Source organism: Shewanella sp. N2AIL (assembly GCF_022690845.1).
GTDB lineage: Bacteria > Pseudomonadota > Gammaproteobacteria > Enterobacterales > Shewanellaceae > Shewanella > Shewanella baltica.
This window is the reverse complement of record NZ_JALBYT010000013.1, coordinates 71,609-90,147: the sequence shown is the minus strand read 5'-3', so window position 1 is coordinate 90,147 and position 18,539 is coordinate 71,609. Positions and strand designations below refer to the sequence as shown.

Here is an 18,539-nt window from a genome sequence, read left to right as displayed (position 1 = left end):
GTATTTAGCGATTGAGTTTTAATCCTGCAGATCTTTTTTATCTCGACACTGGACAGAAGTACGAACTCAGGCTTAACTCGAATGATTGTAAAAACGAAGGAGCAAATGATGAAAATTACTCAGTACGCACAAGGACATGCATGTTGGGTTGAACTCGCAAGCCACGATTGGCAAGCTGCTAAGGCATTCTACCAAGCGTTATTTGGTTGGGACTCAGTTGACATGCCGATCCCAGAAGGTCATTTTTCGCTATTCAATTTAGCGGGGGATGATTTAGGTGCCATGTACCAAATCCCCGAGTCAGAGTCGCAGATCCCTAGCCATTGGCGAGTCTACTTTGCCGTTGATGATATGGATGCCAGCATTGCAGCGATTCAAGATGTGGGTGGCCAAGTGCACATGGGGCCGCACATTGTTGCTGACGCGGGCGTGATGGCGCAGGTGAGCGATCCACAAGGCGCACGTTTTGCGCTGTGGCAAGCGAAGAATCATATCGGTGCTCGCCGTCAGGGTGAACTCAATACCCTTTGCTGGGTTGAGCTGGCTTGCAGAGAGCCGCGCGCTGAAGAAGCCTTTTACTGCAAAATATTCCCTTGGACTAACTCGCCCAGCGACATGCCGGACATCGAATATTCTGAGTGGCAAGTTGATGGTCAATCCATCGGCGGCATGATGACCATCATGCCCGAATGGGGTGATATCTCTCCCCATTGGCTGCTTTATTTTGCAGTAGCCGATTGCGATGCATTTGCAGAAAAAGCCCAAGCGTTAGGCGCGCAAGTGTGCATTCCGCCCAGTGATATCCCCGATGTGGGCAGATTCTCTGTAATAGCCGACGCCCAAGGCGCCACCTTTGCGGTGATCAAGCTTAATCAGATGTAAGGCCATATTTAGGACGAGTCACATTTAAGATTAAAAACGGCGACACTTAGTCGCCGTTTTTATGTGTCTAACCATCTGTTTAATTAGCATTATCAATCATGATTGTCTCAGGGCAGGAGCCTCTGCCTGCCTTGTTAGCCTTGGCGAGTAGGCTAGGCAAGGAGTCTGAGGCTTTAATGACCTCGGGCAAGTTAATGCGGATTTCACTCAGTAATCCTTTGCCACATTCTAGGCTCATTTTAACGTGAGCACCTTGACCGAAACTGCTATCAAAACTTTGGTTTAACTCACTTTTACTGACACTCTTACCTATGTTGTCATGAATAAATTTTTGTACCCATGCCGAGGCATTGACCGCTTGGGTCAGCTGGGTTGCCAATAAAAAGTACTCGTTAGGGTCTTGGCTACGGCAAGTGCCGTGTTTCCACCATTCGTGGCGTTCTAAACAGGTGCCATATTGGGTGCTTGGCATGACTTTTTCTAAATTTTTGCGCACCGATGGATTCAGTTCAAACTCAGGATAAGTACAGAAATCATTTGGTTGTAGTTTGACTGTGCTGCAATAACCGTAACGCGTGCCGCATTGCTGTTTATTCGGCCACAGTCCGTGCAGGCTGAAGTGTTGCCACTGGCTCGATTCAGGCGTTTGGCTGAGGGCACGACATTCTGCTTTACGGCGGCCATAGAGTTCGCAGAAGGTACTTTGCCAGCTTAAGGCTAGCACGTTGGCGTCAAATTCATCGCCGATTTGGCATTGATCTCCTTGGCGTTTCTCTGGTGTGACATGCTCTTTAAGGCTATCTCGGCTTTTGGCTTTAATGTCTGATGCCGTGGTGGTTTGCGCTGGTTCTACCGCTGTTGCAGGTGTCGATACATTACTGCCTGCAACATTGGAAAGATACTGACCACAAGCGCCACTGATCCACCGCATGGGAGACTTCACTGCGTTGGTGCGCACTCGCAGCCAATCAGGTTTGGCGCTGTTGCCGAGGATTTCGAGTACCGGATAGCGCTCACCAATATTGCTCTGCCATTGATCTGGATTCGTCTGCTTATTTTTCGATTGAAATAGCTCACAGCGTTTATCGGCAACGAACTCACCGGTTGCGGGCGCGGCAAAGGCAGGTGCTGCTGAAATGATTAACGCAGCGCATAAACCGAACGCCGCAAGTAACATACGCGATAGGCTTTTAAGGGAAAGTGCTTGCGGCCATATCCGGCGGATGGTCAAACAAAATGGCTTAATCATGTGATGGAATCCTTTCTGCTGCAGTAAGTCGGGTCAATCCTGTGGTGCGCTAAGTTAATGGTACACATAAGCGTTATAAACTAAGAGGCTTATTTTACTCAGAGTGGTGTGTAGCACTGTTGCTACATTAGTTTTTTAGCCTTATTGAATGAAAAATCCCCTCAAACCTTAATAGCTTGAGGGGATTTTTATGGGTGCTCTCTTGCCGTTAACTTACGTGCGCAGGATCTTTCTTTAATTTACGCGAGTAAATCAGTAAATAAAGCGCGGGTAGTACAAACAGTGACAGTAATGGGGCAGTAACCATACCACCGACCATAGGTGCGGCGATTTTTTGCATCACATCGTTACCCGAACCCGCACCCCACATTATGGGCAGTAGGCCGAAGAAGATGGTCGCCACTGTCATCGCTTTGGGGCGGATCCGCATGACGGCGCCTTCAATCAAGGCTTCTTTCAAGTCATTGACGCTGTGGTAATTATCTTTTTCTTGCCTGTGTTTGATGGCGTTATTGAGATACACCAACATCACCACCCCAAACTCGGCTGCGACACCCGCTAAGGCAATCATACCGACAGCAACGGCCACTGAGATGTTGTAATCCAGTAGATATAACAACCAAGTACTGCCGACCAATGCGAAGGGGAGGCTGAGCATAATAATGCTGGCCTGAATGGTGGAGCCGAAGGTCATCATCAGCAGGATGAAGATGACGGCTAATGCCATAGGGATCACTTGTTTAAGCTTAGCATCGACTCTTTGCATATATTCGTACTGACCCGCAAAGCTATAGCTGTAACGGGGCGGGACGACGAGTTCGGCGTCTAAGGCAGTTTTCGCGGTGGCGATATACTCACCGATAGAGGTGCCCTCGATATCGATAAACACCCAAGAGATTAAGCGGCCATTCTCACTCTTTAACATAGGCGCGCCATCGTTGATTTCGATGTCGGCCAAGTTACGTAGCGGCAGATAATGCCCCGACTTAGTGATCACGGGTAGCTCGCGCAGTTTCTCAATGTTGTCGCGCAGCTCACGGGGGTAACGCAGGTTGATAGGATAACGTTCGGCGCCTTGTACTGATTCGCCAATATCCATACCGCCGATGGCATAACGCACCACATCTTGAATATCCTGCAACGTCATACCGTAACGAGCGGCCACATCCAGTTTCGGGCTGATATCGATATAACGGCCGCCGCCACTGCGTTCGGCGTAGGCCGATTTGGTGTGCGGCACTTTGCTTAAGATAGCTTCAATCTTAGTGCCAATGCTTTGCAACTCGTTGACATCGGCACCAGTGATCTTAATGCCGACAGGGGTCTTTATTCCCGTCGAGAGCATGTCGATACGGGTCTTGATGGGTTGCACCCAAGCATTGGTGAGCCCCGGTACTTTTACGGTTTGCTGCAGCTGGGCAATGATGCCATCTAAGGTCATGCCTTCACGCCATTCGTCATGAGGTTTGAGCATGATAGTGGTTTCAAGCATGGTCAGCGGCGCCGGATCGGTCGCGGTTTCGGCGCGGCCTACCTTGCCAAACACGCGGGCTACTTCGGGCACGGTTTTGATCAAGCGGTCGGTTTGCTGCAACACTTCGGCAGCCTTACTGGCGCTGATGCCGGGCAACGCTGTTGGCATGTAGAGCAAATCGCCTTCTTCGAGGGCGGGCATAAATTCACTACCCATACGTGTCATGGGATACCAAGCACTGGCCAGCGCGATTAGCGCTAACATCAGGGTGACTTTAGGGAATTTCAGTACCAGTTTTAGTGACGGTTGGTAAAGTGCAATTAAGCCGCGACTAATGGGATTGCTGCGTTCGCTGGGGATTTTGCCGCGAATAAAGTAACCCATTAAAATCGGCACTAAGGTGATCGATAAAAAGGCCGCCGCCGCCATGGCGAAGGTTTTAGTGTAGGCCAGTGGCGCGAATAATCGACCTTCCTGCGCTTCAAGTGCAAATACAGGCACAAAGCTTAAAGTAATAATAATCAATGAGAAAAATAGTGCTGGGCCGACTTCAATCGACGCTTCGGTGACGATGCGCCAATGCTCTTTCGTATCGGGTTCGCGATCATGATCCGCTTTAAAATGCTCTAAATGTTTGTGCAGGTTTTCGATCATCACAATCGCGCCATCCACCACGGCGCCGATGGCAATGGCGATACCGCCAAGGCTCATGATATTGGCGTTAACGCCCATCTTATTCATCACGATAAAGGCGATAAGAATCGACAGCGGTAGGGTAATGACTGCCACGAGTGTGGAGCGTGCATGCAGTAAAAATAGTAAACAGACTAAGCCGACCACTAACATTTCTTCGACGACTTTACTAAACAGGTTGTCGACGGACTTAAGAATCAAGTGAGATCTGTCGTAGGTTGGGATAATCTCAACGCCATCGGGCAGGCCTGCTTTGAGTTCTTCGAGTTTTACTTTCACCGCATCAATCGTCGCTAAGGCGTTTTCGCCGTAACGCATCACTACAATTCCGCCAACGACTTCACCAGTGCCGTCAAGTTCAGCAATGCCGCGGCGAGAGGCGGGGCCTTTACGCACAGTGGCGACATCTTTGAGCAATAAACCTGTGCCAGAAGGACTGGTGATGCCAAGGGGGATTTCCCGAAAATCCTCTAGGGTTTGGCGATAGCCTTTAGCGCGCACCATGTATTCGGCTTCGGCCATTTCGATCACCGAGCCGCCGGCTTCACTGTTGGCTTTATCGATCGCTTGTTTAATGGTGGCGATATCGAGCTTATAGATCGCCATTTTATCGGGCTCAAGCACTATCTGATAGGTTTGCTCCATGCCGCCGACGGTGGCAACTTCAGACACACCCGCCACGCTTTGCAGCTCTAGCTTGAGATACCAATCCTGCAGACTTTTAAGTTGCGATAAATCTAAATTGCCAGAGCGATCGACCAGCGCATATTCATACACCCAACCGACGCCAGACGCATCTGGGCCGAGGGAAGGTTGCACATTTTGTGGCAAACGGCTGCTGATCTGACTCAGGTACTCGAGCACCCGTGAGCGTGCCCAGTAGATGTCGGTGCCATCTTCAAAAATCACATATACGTAGGAGTCGCCGAACATAGAATAACCACGCACGGTTTTAGCACCGGGGACGGCTAACATGGCGGTCGACAAGGGATAAGTCACTTGTTCTTCAACCAATTTTGGCGCTTGCCCCGGATAAGGGGTTTTAATGATTACTTGCACATCTGATAAATCCGGCAGCGCATCGAGTGGCGTTTTTCGCAGCTCCTGTACGCCCCACACAGTGATCATGATGGCGATAATCAACACCATAAATCGCTGCCTGATGGACGCCTCGATAATATATTTCAACATAACGCGCTCCTAGTGCTGATGACCGCTGCTTAAACGCATTAAACTACCCTTGAGGCTGGCTTCGGAGTCGAGTAAAAATTGCCCCGAAATCACCACACGTTCACCTTCATTTAGGCCTGAAACAATCTCGGCCTTGCCTTGGCTCATCATGCCGACTGTTACGGCCTTGGCGGTAAAGCTGTCATCGGCTTGCTTGACGATCACGCGGTTTTCTTTACCCGTTTGGATTAAGGCTTCCTGTGGTATGACTAATATGTCTTTATTCGGGCCTCCAAATAGCGAGACTTTCGCGAGGGTTTTAGGTCTCAGGTGCACTTCGGTATTGTTGAGCACCACCCGCACTCGTAGACTGCGGGTGATGGGATCAAGCTCAGGGTAGATGTAATCGATTGTGCCTTCGATGCCGCTGATATTCATGGCGGGAACGGCAATTTCGGCCTTCTGACCTTTGGCAATCCAGCTTTGTTCGTTCTCAAAGACGTCGGCAATCACCCAAACTTTGGAGAGATCCACCACAGACATGACTTCGGTCGACGGCTGAATATACATGCCATCGCGAATGTCGAGGGCTTTCACTATGCCGTCTTCTTTGGCGTAGAAAGGTACCCTATATTGGGTTTGATGTGACTCGGCTAATTGTTTGATTTGCCTGTCGTTAAAACCAAGGAATGATAAGCGTAAGCCCGCATTGCGCACCAAATCTTTGTAGCGGCCTTGGCCGTTTGCTTTGGCGGTGTCCATAGCGAGCAGATAGTCATCCTGGGCGTTGATTAAATCGGGGGAGTAGATCTCATAGATTAGCTGGTCTTTCTTAACGGTATCGCCCACGGATTTGATCATCAGCTTTTCAATCCAGCCAGTAACGCGGGCATGGATATGGGTGATTTGGCTTTCGTCATAGTCGATTTGACCGACGGTTTCGACAAATTTCCACAGTGTGTCGCGTTCAACCTTGGCCACCTTTAACGCCAACGCTTGCTGCATGCTGCCGGATACATTGATGTTGATTTCTTGGGTATTACCGCCCGTTTCGACCTTTTCTAAGTTCATACCGCAGATAGGGCAAGTGCCGGGTACGTCACTGATAATGTGGGCATGCATAGGGCAAACGTACTTGATTGTTGTCACATGATTTTGGGCTTTAACTAAACTGTCGGCCTTAGGTGTTGGGGCATCGAATACCTGACTCGAAGCTTTGGCGGCAGAGGGCTGCCCATGCTCAGAGGCTTGGTGATCGGCGGCTTGATGCTGTGCATGCTCGGCCGCAGGGTTCGCGGCATCGAGTTTCTCAACTAAAAACATATTGCACTTAGGGCAGCGACCCGGCTCATGGCTGATCACTTCGGGATGCATAGGACAAGTGTAGGTTTTGACTTGATTTAACGGATTATTCTTTGTCGCAGCGGCTTCGGTCGCCGTGGGCTCTTGTGTGTTCGCCAGTTGGGCATGGCTCAGCCAAGGCGTACTGATGAGTAAGCTACTCAAGATCAGTACGGCCTTAGGGGCCTGCTTTTTCGCGGTATTAAATTGGTTCATATGCCTCATCTCCAGCCTAGCTTAGTGGTGTTCGTGCGCGTTGTGCATCGCACCTTCAGCTGTTTTTGCTTCCGTCGCTTTTGGCTCTAAATCCATACCACATTTAGGGCAAGTATCGCCTTTAGTGCCTGTTACTTCGGGGTGCATAGGGCAAACATAGGTTTGTGCTTGTTGCTGCGGATTTGCATTGTCGTGTTGATGTTCGTGCGGCGTAGCCGTGGCAAACACGCTAGTGCTGGTCAGCAAGAATGCAATTAAGGCGAGATTAGTTAGGGTTTTCATATTATTCACTCCATCGGATTAACGGCCGAATATGAGCGCATAAACGTCTTTGAGCACGGCAGATCAAAGCGGTTCGCTTCGATAGACGGATTAATGCCACAACTTGGCATTCGGCTCAGTTATCAACGTTTTGCGAGACTCTGGTGCACGATTTAACGATAAGGCACCACAATAAACGGCTAATTTGGGTGTTAGCTTAGGGCTAACTGGATTGTCGTTTTAGCTTGGCTTCTTTAAGGGCGATTTGCCCATTAAGCGCAAAGTAGGCTTAGGCTATCGGTGGTTTAAAGGCCGAAGACAAAGAGATCGAGTGGAAATGAGGCATAGGAGTGGCCATTGCAGTATCGCTCATGCTCACACTTGGCCAGAGGTGTGGGCTGAATAGAGTGCCAGCGACTGAAATCGTCAAACAATGACCACAATCATTTGAACATGATGTGGTGCCATCACAGCAATGCTGTTTCGCGCCGGGAAGCATTTTATCGTTGCAGCAATCCGCGTTGGCCATTGAATGTGAGTCAGAAGGGGTCTCAGTGTTCATCTGCATCATGGCAGCATGGTGCATTTGGGAGGAAGCTTCATGATTCATCGCACTCATATCCATAGTGTGTGGCACCATGGCGTGACCATTAGACACAACACTTTGCCCGACGAGTGCGAGTAAAGTGAACATGACTAAAAAGTAACGACCGAGTGTGTGATGCATAAGTATTCCAAATGATGAACGGCTCGAGTCTAGCATAGAGGCATTATGCTGTAATGATTTAACTCACATTTCAGCACATGCCTCAAATTAAATATTTTGCTTTTCTAAATTAGAAAGCGGGATTGCTGACTAACATTTTCGCCATCAGCTGGCTGTGGCTTTGCAGTGGATATTCGCCCGCTTTGTCACCATTAATACTGAGTTGAATCGTTGGATATTTAATAAATTGGCGCGCTTCAGCTTCAGTCATTATTTTGGGCTGGGTGATTTGGTAGCTATCACTCGCCTTCACATCCAGCACTAAGTAAAGCGGCGCTGATTTAACCCAGTTGCCACTATCATCGGCGCGATAATTAAAAATATCCTGATATTTTAGCTCGAGCAGTACTTTCCCGGCGGAGAGTTGGATAGGCTTAAATGGCGTCGCTGGCACACCATTGATACTGATAACACTGAGCGCATCTGTGCTTTTTAAGCTGGCGGCTGTAACTGTGGTGCTACTTAATAAGGCGCCGATAACGAAAGTTAGGCCTAGTAAGCTTTTGTTCAATAAAGTGGTTTTCATAATAAACTCCAAAAATTCTCTGTACCTCGTTGCGGTGCGGATATGCAGCGGCGCAATCAGAGGTGTTTAGTCGGTTTTACGTTGTAAAAAACGATAGACGTTACAGTGAATTGGAGGTGGGAGGCGGTGTGATGAGTCCAAGATCGGCAGTTTGCATCGCCCAGCCTTGGATGGCAATACGCTTGCTTGCTGGGTTGGCGAAGGCCAGTTTTAGCGCTGCAGGCTCAATGAAAAGTGATGATAGACAATGGATTTGGCAATGATTTGTCATGCTATCTTGGCAGTGTTGCAAGCAATCGGATGCAGAACAATCTGGCATGGTGCAGTTCATTTCTGCATCCATCATCAGCATGGTTTGACTGCTGTGGCCATTGGTATTGGCTGAAGTTGGCATAGCACTCACCATCGCCGATTGGGCGATTAGCGAAAATAGCACTGCTATGGTGATCCAAAATTTAGCCATGATAACTCGGAAAATTGATTGCTTACCCTTAGAGACCTTAGTTAACCCGATAAAGTTTCATATCGCGTTCAATTTTTAATTTCTAATGATTTATTTCCTGGCCACTTCTAATAATTAAACAAAACGTCGATTAGATCACATTTCTATTTTCTAGAAATGATTTGATAGTTATTGATTCTCAAAGGGGAAATTCCATCGCGATAATCGCTAACTTGCGATTATGGGGTGATTGCATTAGCTTTAGTTAAAGTGCATTGCAGCTCAGCTAGCGGTTTTTACCAAATGTCGTCCTAATAGTTAGAGCTAAGTCTCATTTTGCGCTTTTAAGGTTAATTTAATCGGCAAATTTCGGCTTAAAATCAAATTTCTAATAAATGAAAGAACATAAACTAGTCTTATAAAAACTAATTTTGACAATTTTTGGAGATAGAGTGATGAACTGGCGTGCACTATTTAAACCTAGCGCAAAATATTCAATCCTGGCGCTACTGGTCGTCGGTATTGTTATCGGTGTTGTGGGCTATTTCGCAACCCAAACAACCTTACATGCAACCAGCCAAGACGCATTCTGTATGAGCTGCCACAGCCAGCATTCATTGAAAGATGAAGTGATGGCGTCCGCCCACGGTAACAACCGTGTGGGTATCGTGGTTCAGTGTCAGCAATGTCACATCGCACAGGAACCATTCCAATACCTGAAGAAAAAGATCATCGTTTCTAAGGACGTTATTGGTTTCTTAACTATCGATGGCTTTAACACGCAAGCATGGTTAGATGAAAACCGTAAAGAACAAGCTGAGTTAGCGCGTGATTACCTTCGTGCAATCGATTCTTCAACCTGTCAAAACTGTCACAACCGTATTTATGAAAACCAATCAGAAAATATGAGCAAAATGGCAGTGAGAATGCACAGCAATAACTTCAAGAAAGCCCCAGAAGACAGAAAAACCTGTATCGACTGTCACAAAGGCGTCGCTCACCCTTACCCTAAAGGATAAGGTTTAACGATTAACTTGCGTTATCGTTAGTCATTAAAAAGCCCTCTGTTGAGGGCTTTTTGCTGTCTGAGTGCCTGACGGTGTCTAAATGTTAGGTTAACTCGCTGGAGTCATCACTTTTTGTCGATAAGCTAACAGGCTAAAAATACCGAAGATAAATACGTGCAGATAATCAAGCTTTGTTAATGGCAGTAAGGTCTTAAATAGCATGTGGAAAATGGCCACTTGGAAGCAGTGCATCATGCAGGTTATGCCAAACAGGATATTCAAAATAATCGCCACATTACCTTCAAATGGCATAACCAAGTTGTAGGCCATCATCAACCAAGCGCTGAGGGTAATGGCTTTACCTAGGTTAATCAGCAAGGGCATGGCTTTCATCTTCGATAGGCTCGGCAGTGTTTTCGGCTTGATATTGATATAAGCGGTAACTCACTTGCCCCGCATTCTTTTCTTTCAAGGCGTGCCAGCAAGGTGGAATGGCCAGTTGGGTTAATTCAGATTCGATCTCGACATAAATCAGCGCGCCATCATTGAGCCAAGCTTGAGTATCGAGCAGTTGAATGGTCTTTTCTGCCAATCCTTTGCGAAAGGGCGGATCGATAAACACCACATCGAAACCTTGCTCGCAGCCCCTTTGCAACACCACTAAAGTATCGGCGTTGAGCACTTCGGCCTTGTCGCATTTTAGGGTTTGCAGATTTTCTTTTAATTGCATGGCTGCGCCGCGTTGCAACTCGATAATCTTGGCGAAACTGGCATAGCGAGATAGGGCTTCGAGAGCTAAAGCGCCGCTGCCGCCGAAACAGTCGAGCACTCGCGCATTAACTAAGTCATTGGCAAGCCAGTTAAACAGGGTTTCGCGCACTCTGTCTGTTGTCGGGCGTAAACCTTCGAGATCTTGAATAGGTAAACGACGGGAACGCCATTGGCCCGCGATGATCCGCACTTGACCGCTTCCGGGTTTATTTTTGGCTGTTGGACTTTTGGTCACATTATTTTTGACCGTTCGATTCTTAACCAAAGTGCCCCCGTGATTTTGCCTGAAGAAAGAAAGTGGTAGACTATGCCACCTTAATAAAGGCCACTATTTTATATCAAAGTCTCACTAAAAGGTGAGAAGGCTGAGTGAGCTTAGCTAATTGCCGACTTTTTGGGCGTAATTGCCGAGGCAATCTGGTATAACATCAGGGTCTTATTCAAAATTCAACACTGAAGTAGAGCGCTGGAATCACACATGGCAAAGAAAGGTTTTTTCTCCTGGTTTCGTAAAGATAAGTCACAAGATGAGGTCGTCGCTGAAACTCCAGTTGTTACTCCAACACAAGACACTGAAGCAGCAGAGCGTTTAGAACAGGAACGCGCAGAGGCGCAACGTTTAGCTGCTGAGGCAGAGGCTCAAGCGGCCGCAGAAAAGCTGGCAGCAGAACAGTTAGCTGCCGAGCAGGCGCAAGCCGAGCGTATTGTCCAAGAACAAGCCGTAATCGAAGCTCAGCGTTTAGCCGAACAGCAAGCCGAAGCGGCACGTCTGGCGGCTGCTCAGTTAGAAGCGGAACAACTTGCGAAAGTGCAAGCCGAGCGTATTGCTCAAGAGCAAGCGCAAATTGAAGCCCAGCGTTTAGCCGAACAACAGGCCGAAACGGCACGTCTGGCGGCTGCTCAGCTAGAAGCTGAACAACTTGCAGCAGATAAGTTAGCCGCTGAAAAAGCCGCTGCAGAGCAATTAGCCCAAGCGCAAGCTAAGGCTGAAGCCGAGCGTATTGCACATGAGCAAGCACAAATCGAAGCTCAACGTTTAGCCGAGCAACAAGCTGAAGCGGCACGACTGGCGGCAGCTCAGTTAGAAGCTGAACAACTTGCAGCAGATAAGTTAGCCGCTGAACAAGCTGCTGCAGAGCAACTTGCTCAAGCGCAAGCCAAGGCTAAAGCCGAGCGAATTGCTCAAGAGCAAGCACAAGTCGAAGCCCAACGTTTAGCTGAACAACAGGCCGAAGCGGCACGTCTGGCGGCTGCTCAGTTAGAAGCGGAACAACTTGCGAAAGTGCAAGCCGAGCGTATTGCTCAAGAGCAAGCGCAAATTGAAGCCCAACGTTTAGCCGAACAGCAGGCCGAAGCTCTGCAATCCGCTGGGTCCGTGACTGAATTGCAGCCAGAGCCGCAGGCGAGACCCGTTAAAGAAGGGCTATTTGCTCGTCTGAAACGCGGCTTGATGCGTACCAGCGAGAATATTGGCAGTGGTTTTATTGGTCTATTTCGCGGCAAGAAAATCGATGATGATCTGTTTGAAGAACTCGAAGAACAGTTATTAATCGCCGATGTTGGCGTCGAAACAACCACGCGTTTGATCAAGAATTTGACCGAGCAAGCGTCGCGTAAGCAGCTTAAAGATGCTGAAGCTTTATATGACTTGTTACGGGAAGAGATGCAGAAGACGCTCGACCCAGTCGCAATTCCGTTAGTGCCAGACAATGCAAATGGCCCATTTGTGATCTTAATGGTCGGCGTTAATGGTGTGGGTAAAACCACTACTATCGGCAAATTAGCCAAACAATATCAGAGCCAAGGTAAGTCGGTGATGTTAGCCGCGGGCGATACCTTCCGCGCAGCTGCGGTAGAACAGTTACAGGTTTGGGGTCAACGTAATGATATTACTGTGATTGCCCAACATACGGGTGCCGATAGTGCCTCTGTACTGTTTGATGCTTTGCAAGCGGCTAAAGCCCGTAAAGTGGATGTGTTGATCGCCGACACTGCGGGTCGTCTGCAAAACAAAGCGCACTTGATGGAAGAATTGAAGAAAGTGGTGCGAGTGATGAAAAAACTCGACCCAGATACGCCGCATGAGGTCATGCTGACATTAGATGCGAGCACAGGACAAAATGCGATTAGCCAAGCGCAATTATTCCAAGAAGCCGTAGGTGTAACGGGTATTACGATCAGCAAGTTAGACGGAACGGCTAAGGGCGGCGTGGTGTTTGCGATTGCCGACAAGTTTAATATTCCGATCCGTTACATAGGCGTGGGTGAGCAAATTGATGATTTGCGTACTTTTAATTCGAAAGAATTTATCGATGCCTTGTTCACTCAAGAAAAAGCGGATAGCTAATTTATGATTGATTTTCAGCAGGTCAGTAAGATTTATCCTGGCGGCCAAATGGCGCTGGAAGATGTGAATTTTCATCTTCAACAAGGTGAAATGGCATTTTTAACCGGCCACTCAGGTGCGGGTAAAAGTACGCTGTTGAAATTAATCACGGTTATCGAGCGGGCGACGACCGGTCGTGTCGCCATCAATGGCCACGACATCGCCAAAGTCAGCCCTAAGCATGTGCCTTATTTGCGTCGCAATATCGGCATGATTTTCCAAAACCATCACCTATTGATGGACCGAAGCGTGTTCGACAATGTGGCCTTGCCGCTGGTGATTGAAGGTTTCTCCCACGGTGAAATCCGTAAGCGAGTGGCCGGCGCCCTCGACATGGTGGGTTTATATGGTAAAGAACGCCATAACCCGATTATGTTGTCTGGCGGTGAACAGCAACGCGTCGGCATTGCCCGCGCAATTGTCAACAAGCCGCCCTTACTGCTCGCCGATGAACCAACGGGTAACTTAGATCCTAAATTATCGATGGATATTTTGCGTCTGTTTGAAACCTTCAACGATGCAGGAACCAGCGTGTTAATCGCGACCCATGATTTAGGCTTAATCGCGCGGATGAAATATCGCACTTTCACCCTCAAACAGGGTCGTATGTTGGGCGCACAGGAGCTGCATCCTAGTGTGCATACGCGCGTACCGACCAATAGAGGTGAAGGGCAATGAGCGACAGCGCTAAATTAACCCGCAGTAAGTTACCTCTGTCTGGGCGGATTGTGATGTTCTTTATTCGTCACGCACAGCAAGCGATGGCGAGTATGGGAGAACTCTGGCGCAACCCAGTGTCTTCCGTGATGACGATGGCGGTATTGGGTGTGAGCCTGAGTTTGCCTGCGGCATTGCAAGTGTTAGTGAAAAACGCTGAGACCATTACCAGCTCGTGGAACAGCGCAGCGGAGATCTCTTTGTTTATCGAAGACAATCGTAGCGATCAAACCATTCAGAGCCTGCTGACACGGATTCGGACTTATTCCGAAGTGGATAAAGTGCAGTACATAGATAAAAACCAAGCCCTAGAAGAGTTTCAACGCTTATCTGGTTTTGGTGAGGCCTTGGCCTATTTAGATAAAAACCCTTTGCCAGCGGTCATTACGGTCACGCCGACACCGCGTTACTCAACGCCAGTGGGCGCCCGTGAACTGTTAACTAAGCTAGAGCGCGAGCCTGAGATTAGCTTTGGCCGTTTAGATATCGAATGGCTAGAGCGGTTACAGGCAGTAGTGCGCCTACTCGAACGCACTGTGATGGCGATTGCCGCATTACTCGTGCTGGCTGTGGTCTTAGTGATAGGCAATACGATTCGCTTAGCGATTATGAATCGACGCAGCGAAATCGAAGTGATGAAGCTTGTTGGGGCAACCGAAGCCTTTATTCAGCGTCCATTCCTCTACACTGGGATTTGGTATGGTGTGATTGGCGGCATATTGGCTTGGCTGATCATTAACTTATTAGTGTGGTATCTCGATTCGGCTCTTGCCGAGCTGTTGGGCTTATATGGCAGTCAGCTCGAGATGAAATCGCTCACTTTTACTGAACTGCTGCAATTGGTTGGACTGGCGTCATTTTTAGGTTGGTTAGGTTCGTATTTGTCTGTACGCCAGCATTTACGGTCGATTGAACCTTCATAATAATCAGTCGATTAAACTAAAAAAAGTGATGAAAAAAATGCTGAGGAATGAACTTTTGTTCACTTGCAATGTCTACTTCAGCGAGGTAAAAAGGGTATCCGCAAACGAGCTGAGGTTGACATACTCTGTCAATTAGCCGATAGTTCGTGAGCTTATTCTTAGGGTATTTTGTTATTGAACCTTAGAATGCACTCGTAAGTAGTCTGATAAATGTAGGAGAGCGAATGACCTTTCAAACGCAATCAATGGCACTGACAGTCCCACAGGGCGCCAGTAGTCTAGAAGCTTATATCCATTCAGTGACTAGCATCAGCATGCTGGACGCTGAGGCTGAGTATGAGTTGGCCAAGCGTTTACAGGAAACTGGTGATCTACAAGCTGCGAAGCAACTGATTATGTCGCACTTACGTTTTGTAGTGCACGTTGCTAAAGGCTATTCAGGCTATGGTTTGCCACAGGCAGACCTGATCCAAGAAGGCAACATAGGCTTGATGAAAGCGGTTAAACGCTTCGATCCCGATGTTGGCGTGCGTCTAGTGTCTTTTGCTGTGCACTGGATCAAAGCTGAAATTCATGAATATGTGCTTAAAAACTGGCGCATAGTTAAAGTCGCGACCACTAAAGCACAACGTAAGTTGTTCTTTAACATCCGTAAAGCGAAAAAACGCTTAGGTTGGTTCAGCGATGCAGAAGTCACTATGGTGGCTGAAAATTTAGGTGTGTCTAAGGCCGATGTGACCGAAATGGAATCACGTATGGCTGCGCAAGATCCGGCATTTGATTTAACCAATGATCAAGACGAGGAGCATGATTTTGCCCCAGTCCATTATTTGGAAGATCATTCATCGGATTTAGCGGAAAACATTGAAAACGACAACTGGGAATCGAATGCCCAAGGTCGTTTATTATCGGCCATCAAAACCTTAGACGAACGCAGCCAGCATATTCTGCGCGCCCGTTGGTTAGATGACGATAAAACCACACTGCAAGAACTTGCAGAGACTTATCAAGTGTCGGCTGAACGTATTCGCCAACTTGAGAAAAATGCCATGAACAAGCTGAAAGCTTGCATGGAAGCCTAAGTCGCATCACGTTTAAGGTGACAGTGATTTAGCCATAAAAAAACCTGCTACGGCAGGTTTTTTTATGGGTGAAATTTGGCTTGATGACGTTGATGATAAATCAGTGTTTAACAAGATTAGCTATCAAGGCTTTTCTATTTACTTTCAGCCCTGCCTGCTCATGATTTTCTGGCCATACATAATATTGTCTTGGGCGTTTGAAGCGGGCGATTTTTTCGGCGAGGAACAATTCGAGTTCATTGGCAATCGACTCTGTGTGATGAGTTAAACTGCCGCGAAGGATAGCGGCGGGGAGATTGCCAAATTGTGCATCGGGGATGGCGAAAACGATAGCATCATCTATTTGTGGGTGCTGTTTAAGCGCGGCTTCGATTTCTTCTGGTTGGATATTTTCGCCGCCACAAATGAACATGTTATCGACGCGACCAAGGATGTGTAGATTGCCATTTTCGTCCCATTCGCCCCTGTCTTTAGTATAAAACCAGCCGTCTTGTTCAACGCACTTTTGTATTCCATCCGCGGTGAGATAGCCCATAAACAGGCATTCACCGCGCACCCAAATTACACCGTCTTCGATTTTGAGCTCACGTTTGGGGAGTAGTTTGCCACTGCTGCCGTCGCTTAAAGCGTGACCTGTGGTGATCTGCGAGCCCATTTCTGTCATGCCGTAACTCGTATAGCTGGCGATATTGCGTTGCTTAAGCTCGGCGAGTAAGTCTAGCGAGACTGCGCCGCCGCCCAGCAATAGGGCTTTGATACTTTTAAGCTTACTACTTGTATCGGCCAGTAATTTACTTAGTTGTGCAGGCACCAGAGAGAGGTGGGTTAGCTTATCTTGGTCAATTTGCTGACTCAGACTTAGCGCTTGGTCTGGCATAACAACAGTGGCACCGACTAAGGCACAGCGGTTCAATATCGCTAGACCGCCAATATGGAATAATGGCAAGGAGAGCAGCCAAGCATCACCTTGTTCGAGCGCGATTAAGCTGCGGGCGCCTTCGGCATTAGCAATATGGTTGGCTAAGCAATGGACCGCCGCTTTTGGAAAACCGCTAGAACCCGACGTTAAAATCACATTGGCGGGTCGGGTAACATCGACAGGCTGAGCAAGCTCGTTGCTGCGGCGATTAAAATCTAAGGCTAATTGGCTGCAATTCTGCAGATCAGAAATCTCAGCACGCCAAACATAGCGGATCTGATGTTCATCGATTAAACCTTGGATCTGCGCGAGAGGAAAACGGGGTGAGATAGGAAAAAAGATCGCCCCGATATCGATGCAGGCCCAATAGAGGCAAATCATCTGGAGATTATTCACTGCAATACAGGCGAGTGGCTCACCCTCTGCGATGCCTGCTGCTCTTAGCTGCTGACCCAGTGCGATAACGCGTTGACTAAGCTCAGAGTAACGAATGTCTTGTCCCGCCAACTTGATGGCCGTCTGCTGTGGAAACGCCAGTGCAGCTCGGTGCACGGGTGACAGTGTTAGCGACTTCGATAGGCGGGTGTCAGACAAACTAGTTTCCCTCACGCTTGGCTACGCCAACATCACTTTGCGGCGTTGAATCAATGGCGTGTTGTGCAATGGGTTCAAGTTGGGCGAGTGTGAGGCAGTGTTTTTTACCCGATGACACGACTAAATCTTGGCTAAAGGCGCTGAGGGTATCGAGTCCTGGGATTTCATCGGGCGTGAGAATCGCGGCTAAATGGGCCAGATCGCTAATGCCTAAACTGCTTTCAAGACTCGAACTGATAATGCAACGCACGCCATAGCTTTGCGCCGTATCGATTAAATTAGCTAGCTTTTCAATACTGCCGAGCAGCATAGGTTTGATGACGAGCGCAGTCAGGCCATTTTGCATCGCAAACTGATAATCGGGATCGTTAAGTGATTCATCGAGGGCGTAGGGCATACCAATCGCTTGATAAAATTCCAGATTATCCTGTGGATTCTGGCAAGGTTCCTCTATGTATTCGATGGTGTCTAGGGGCAAACAAGCGGCAAATTCGATGGCTTGTTCCAGTGTAAACCCTCGGTTTGCGTCTAAACGTAGCTTGAGATGGGGGCGGGTGCGTAAAATGCCATAAATCAGGCTCAGTTCGTCTTCGATTGAGGTCTGCGCGACTTTAACTTTCACCGAATGAACATGCATGCCGAGCGCCGCAATCTTGTTATCGAGCAAGTCCTTGCCCGCATCCGTTGGATGATAAATCAAAGGGACTGTGGCAGTTTGTGGGCGGATAGCGTCGAGCTTACCCATTAACTTGGCATGCAACAGACTTAAACCAAAGGCCAAGGAAGGGTAAGTACTTTGCTCGGCGTAATCCAGCAGGGTATCGATATGCTGACCGCCGAGTTGGGGTAATAACTCAGTTAACGCCGTTTGCACTTGAGCCAGTGTTTCGCGGCTAAATCCCACTAAGACTTGTTCATCGACATCTATGCCAGATAGTGGGGCGATTTCAACTTCGACTTGTCTGTATTCGCCACCAACATTAGCGCTGGCGCAGGCTTGCAATACTAATCCAGCCCTGTGGTCGATGCGTTGCTTGCCTACGGGCAATAATACATCGAGCGGTAGTCGATATTGATACAGGTTAAGCGAAGTTAAGATCATATATTTCCTACATTTTAA

General features: G+C 48.2%; 17 protein-coding genes. 6 read left to right on the top strand and 11 right to left on the bottom strand.

What is annotated here, in order from left to right:
- Positions 1-108: 108 nt before the first annotated feature.
- Positions 109-882, top strand: a complete 774-nt coding sequence (locus tag MO387_RS09925) for a VOC family protein (RefSeq protein ID WP_242326233.1) — start codon at positions 109-111, stop codon at positions 880-882.
- Between the two features lie 79 nt (positions 883-961).
- Here the strand turns inward: MO387_RS09925 and MO387_RS09920 are convergent, their stop codons facing one another.
- From MO387_RS09920 to MO387_RS09890, 7 genes are all read right to left on the bottom strand, one after another.
- Positions 962-2,131 (bottom strand): ribonuclease T2, encoded by a 1,170-nt coding sequence (locus MO387_RS09920; protein WP_107949865.1) that lies wholly within the window; start codon positions 2,129-2,131, stop codon positions 962-964.
- A 208-nt stretch (positions 2,132-2,339) separates the two neighbouring features.
- Positions 2,340-5,489, bottom strand: coding sequence for an efflux RND transporter permease subunit (locus tag MO387_RS09915; RefSeq protein ID WP_107949863.1), 3,150 nt, complete (start codon positions 5,487-5,489; stop codon positions 2,340-2,342).
- A gap of 9 nt (positions 5,490-5,498) precedes the next feature.
- Positions 5,499-7,025, bottom strand: coding sequence for an efflux RND transporter periplasmic adaptor subunit (locus MO387_RS09910; RefSeq protein WP_107949860.1), 1,527 nt, complete (start codon positions 7,023-7,025; stop codon positions 5,499-5,501).
- Positions 7,026-7,046: 21 nt separating this feature from the next.
- A complete protein-coding gene (locus MO387_RS09905) occupies positions 7,047-7,307 on the bottom strand; it encodes a heavy metal-binding domain-containing protein (protein WP_107949858.1) in 261 nt (86 codons plus the stop codon).
- Between the two features lie 268 nt (positions 7,308-7,575).
- Positions 7,576-8,013, bottom strand: coding sequence for a hypothetical protein (locus tag MO387_RS09900; protein WP_234420975.1), 438 nt, complete (start codon positions 8,011-8,013; stop codon positions 7,576-7,578).
- Positions 8,014-8,122: 109 nt separating this feature from the next.
- A complete protein-coding gene (locus MO387_RS09895) occupies positions 8,123-8,578 on the bottom strand; it encodes a DUF2057 family protein (RefSeq protein WP_107949854.1) in 456 nt (151 codons plus the stop codon).
- A 100-nt stretch (positions 8,579-8,678) separates the two neighbouring features.
- Positions 8,679-9,041 (bottom strand): hypothetical protein, encoded by a 363-nt coding sequence (locus tag MO387_RS09890; RefSeq protein WP_107949852.1) that lies wholly within the window; start codon positions 9,039-9,041, stop codon positions 8,679-8,681.
- Between the two features lie 434 nt (positions 9,042-9,475).
- Between MO387_RS09890 and MO387_RS09885 the strand changes: the two genes are divergently transcribed.
- Positions 9,476-10,039, top strand: coding sequence for a NapC/NirT family cytochrome c (locus MO387_RS09885; RefSeq protein ID WP_006079625.1), 564 nt, complete (start codon positions 9,476-9,478; stop codon positions 10,037-10,039).
- A gap of 96 nt (positions 10,040-10,135) precedes the next feature.
- Here the strand turns inward: MO387_RS09885 and MO387_RS09880 are convergent, their stop codons facing one another.
- Entirely contained in the window at positions 10,136-10,420 is a 285-nt protein-coding gene (locus MO387_RS09880; RefSeq protein ID WP_006079627.1) for a DUF1145 domain-containing protein, read from the bottom strand.
- The gene (rsmD, locus tag MO387_RS09875) at positions 10,395-11,063 is read right to left on the bottom strand and encodes a 16S rRNA (guanine(966)-N(2))-methyltransferase RsmD (RefSeq protein ID WP_006079628.1); all 669 of its coding nucleotides are present in this window, start codon (positions 11,061-11,063) and stop codon (positions 10,395-10,397) included. Before rsmD ends, MO387_RS09880 begins: the two co-directional genes overlap by 26 nt.
- 213 nt (positions 11,064-11,276) lie before the next feature.
- Here rsmD and ftsY point away from each other — a divergent pair, with 213 nt between their 5' ends.
- From ftsY to rpoH, 4 genes are all read left to right on the top strand, one after another.
- The gene (gene ftsY / locus MO387_RS09870) at positions 11,277-13,145 is read left to right on the top strand and encodes a signal recognition particle-docking protein FtsY (protein WP_107949850.1); all 1,869 of its coding nucleotides are present in this window, start codon (positions 11,277-11,279) and stop codon (positions 13,143-13,145) included.
- Between the two features lie 3 nt (positions 13,146-13,148).
- Positions 13,149-13,862: a cell division ATP-binding protein FtsE gene (gene ftsE, locus MO387_RS09865; RefSeq protein WP_106649042.1), complete on the top strand. Its 714-nt coding sequence runs from the start codon at positions 13,149-13,151 to the stop codon at positions 13,860-13,862.
- Complete coding sequence (ftsX, locus tag MO387_RS09860; protein ID WP_107949848.1) at positions 13,859-14,824, top strand: permease-like cell division protein FtsX; 966 nt, start codon at positions 13,859-13,861, stop codon at positions 14,822-14,824. The genes ftsE and ftsX overlap by 4 nt, the downstream gene beginning before the upstream one ends.
- Before the next feature lie 224 nt (positions 14,825-15,048).
- Entirely contained in the window at positions 15,049-15,906 is an 858-nt protein-coding gene (gene rpoH / locus MO387_RS09855) for an RNA polymerase sigma factor RpoH (RefSeq protein ID WP_006079635.1), read from the top strand.
- A gap of 100 nt (positions 15,907-16,006) precedes the next feature.
- Here rpoH and menE read toward each other — a convergent pair whose 3' ends face one another.
- Together menE and menC are read right to left on the bottom strand one after the other, a co-directional pair.
- The gene (menE, locus tag MO387_RS09850) at positions 16,007-17,419 is read right to left on the bottom strand and encodes an o-succinylbenzoate--CoA ligase (protein WP_242326232.1); all 1,413 of its coding nucleotides are present in this window, start codon (positions 17,417-17,419) and stop codon (positions 16,007-16,009) included.
- Between the two features lies 1 nt (position 17,420).
- Positions 17,421-18,521, bottom strand: a complete 1,101-nt coding sequence (menC, locus tag MO387_RS09845) for an o-succinylbenzoate synthase (protein WP_242326231.1) — start codon at positions 18,519-18,521, stop codon at positions 17,421-17,423.
- Positions 18,522-18,539 lie beyond the last annotated feature (18 nt).

Coding starts and splice junctions, on each gene's coding strand:
- MO387_RS09925 (WP_242326233.1), top strand. CDS start 109: ATGAAAATTACTCAGTACGCACAAGGACATGCATGTTGGGTTGAACTC.
- MO387_RS09920 (WP_107949865.1), bottom strand. CDS start 2,131: ATGATTAAGCCATTTTGTTTGACCATCCGCCGGATATGGCCGCAAGCA.
- MO387_RS09915 (WP_107949863.1), bottom strand. CDS start 5,489: ATGTTGAAATATATTATCGAGGCGTCCATCAGGCAGCGATTTATGGTG.
- MO387_RS09910 (WP_107949860.1), bottom strand. CDS start 7,025: ATGAACCAATTTAATACCGCGAAAAAGCAGGCCCCTAAGGCCGTACTG.
- MO387_RS09905 (WP_107949858.1), bottom strand. CDS start 7,307: ATGAAAACCCTAACTAATCTCGCCTTAATTGCATTCTTGCTGACCAGC.
- MO387_RS09900 (WP_234420975.1), bottom strand. CDS start 8,013: ATGCATCACACACTCGGTCGTTACTTTTTAGTCATGTTCACTTTACTC.
- MO387_RS09895 (WP_107949854.1), bottom strand. CDS start 8,578: ATGAAAACCACTTTATTGAACAAAAGCTTACTAGGCCTAACTTTCGTT.
- MO387_RS09890 (WP_107949852.1), bottom strand. CDS start 9,041: ATGGCTAAATTTTGGATCACCATAGCAGTGCTATTTTCGCTAATCGCC.
- MO387_RS09885 (WP_006079625.1), top strand. CDS start 9,476: ATGAACTGGCGTGCACTATTTAAACCTAGCGCAAAATATTCAATCCTG.
- MO387_RS09880 (WP_006079627.1), bottom strand. CDS start 10,420: ATGAAAGCCATGCCCTTGCTGATTAACCTAGGTAAAGCCATTACCCTC.
- ftsY (WP_107949850.1), top strand. CDS start 11,277: ATGGCAAAGAAAGGTTTTTTCTCCTGGTTTCGTAAAGATAAGTCACAA.
- ftsE (WP_106649042.1), top strand. CDS start 13,149: ATGATTGATTTTCAGCAGGTCAGTAAGATTTATCCTGGCGGCCAAATG.
- ftsX (WP_107949848.1), top strand. CDS start 13,859: ATGAGCGACAGCGCTAAATTAACCCGCAGTAAGTTACCTCTGTCTGGG.
- rpoH (WP_006079635.1), top strand. CDS start 15,049: ATGACCTTTCAAACGCAATCAATGGCACTGACAGTCCCACAGGGCGCC.
- menC (WP_242326231.1), bottom strand. CDS start 18,521: ATGATCTTAACTTCGCTTAACCTGTATCAATATCGACTACCGCTCGAT.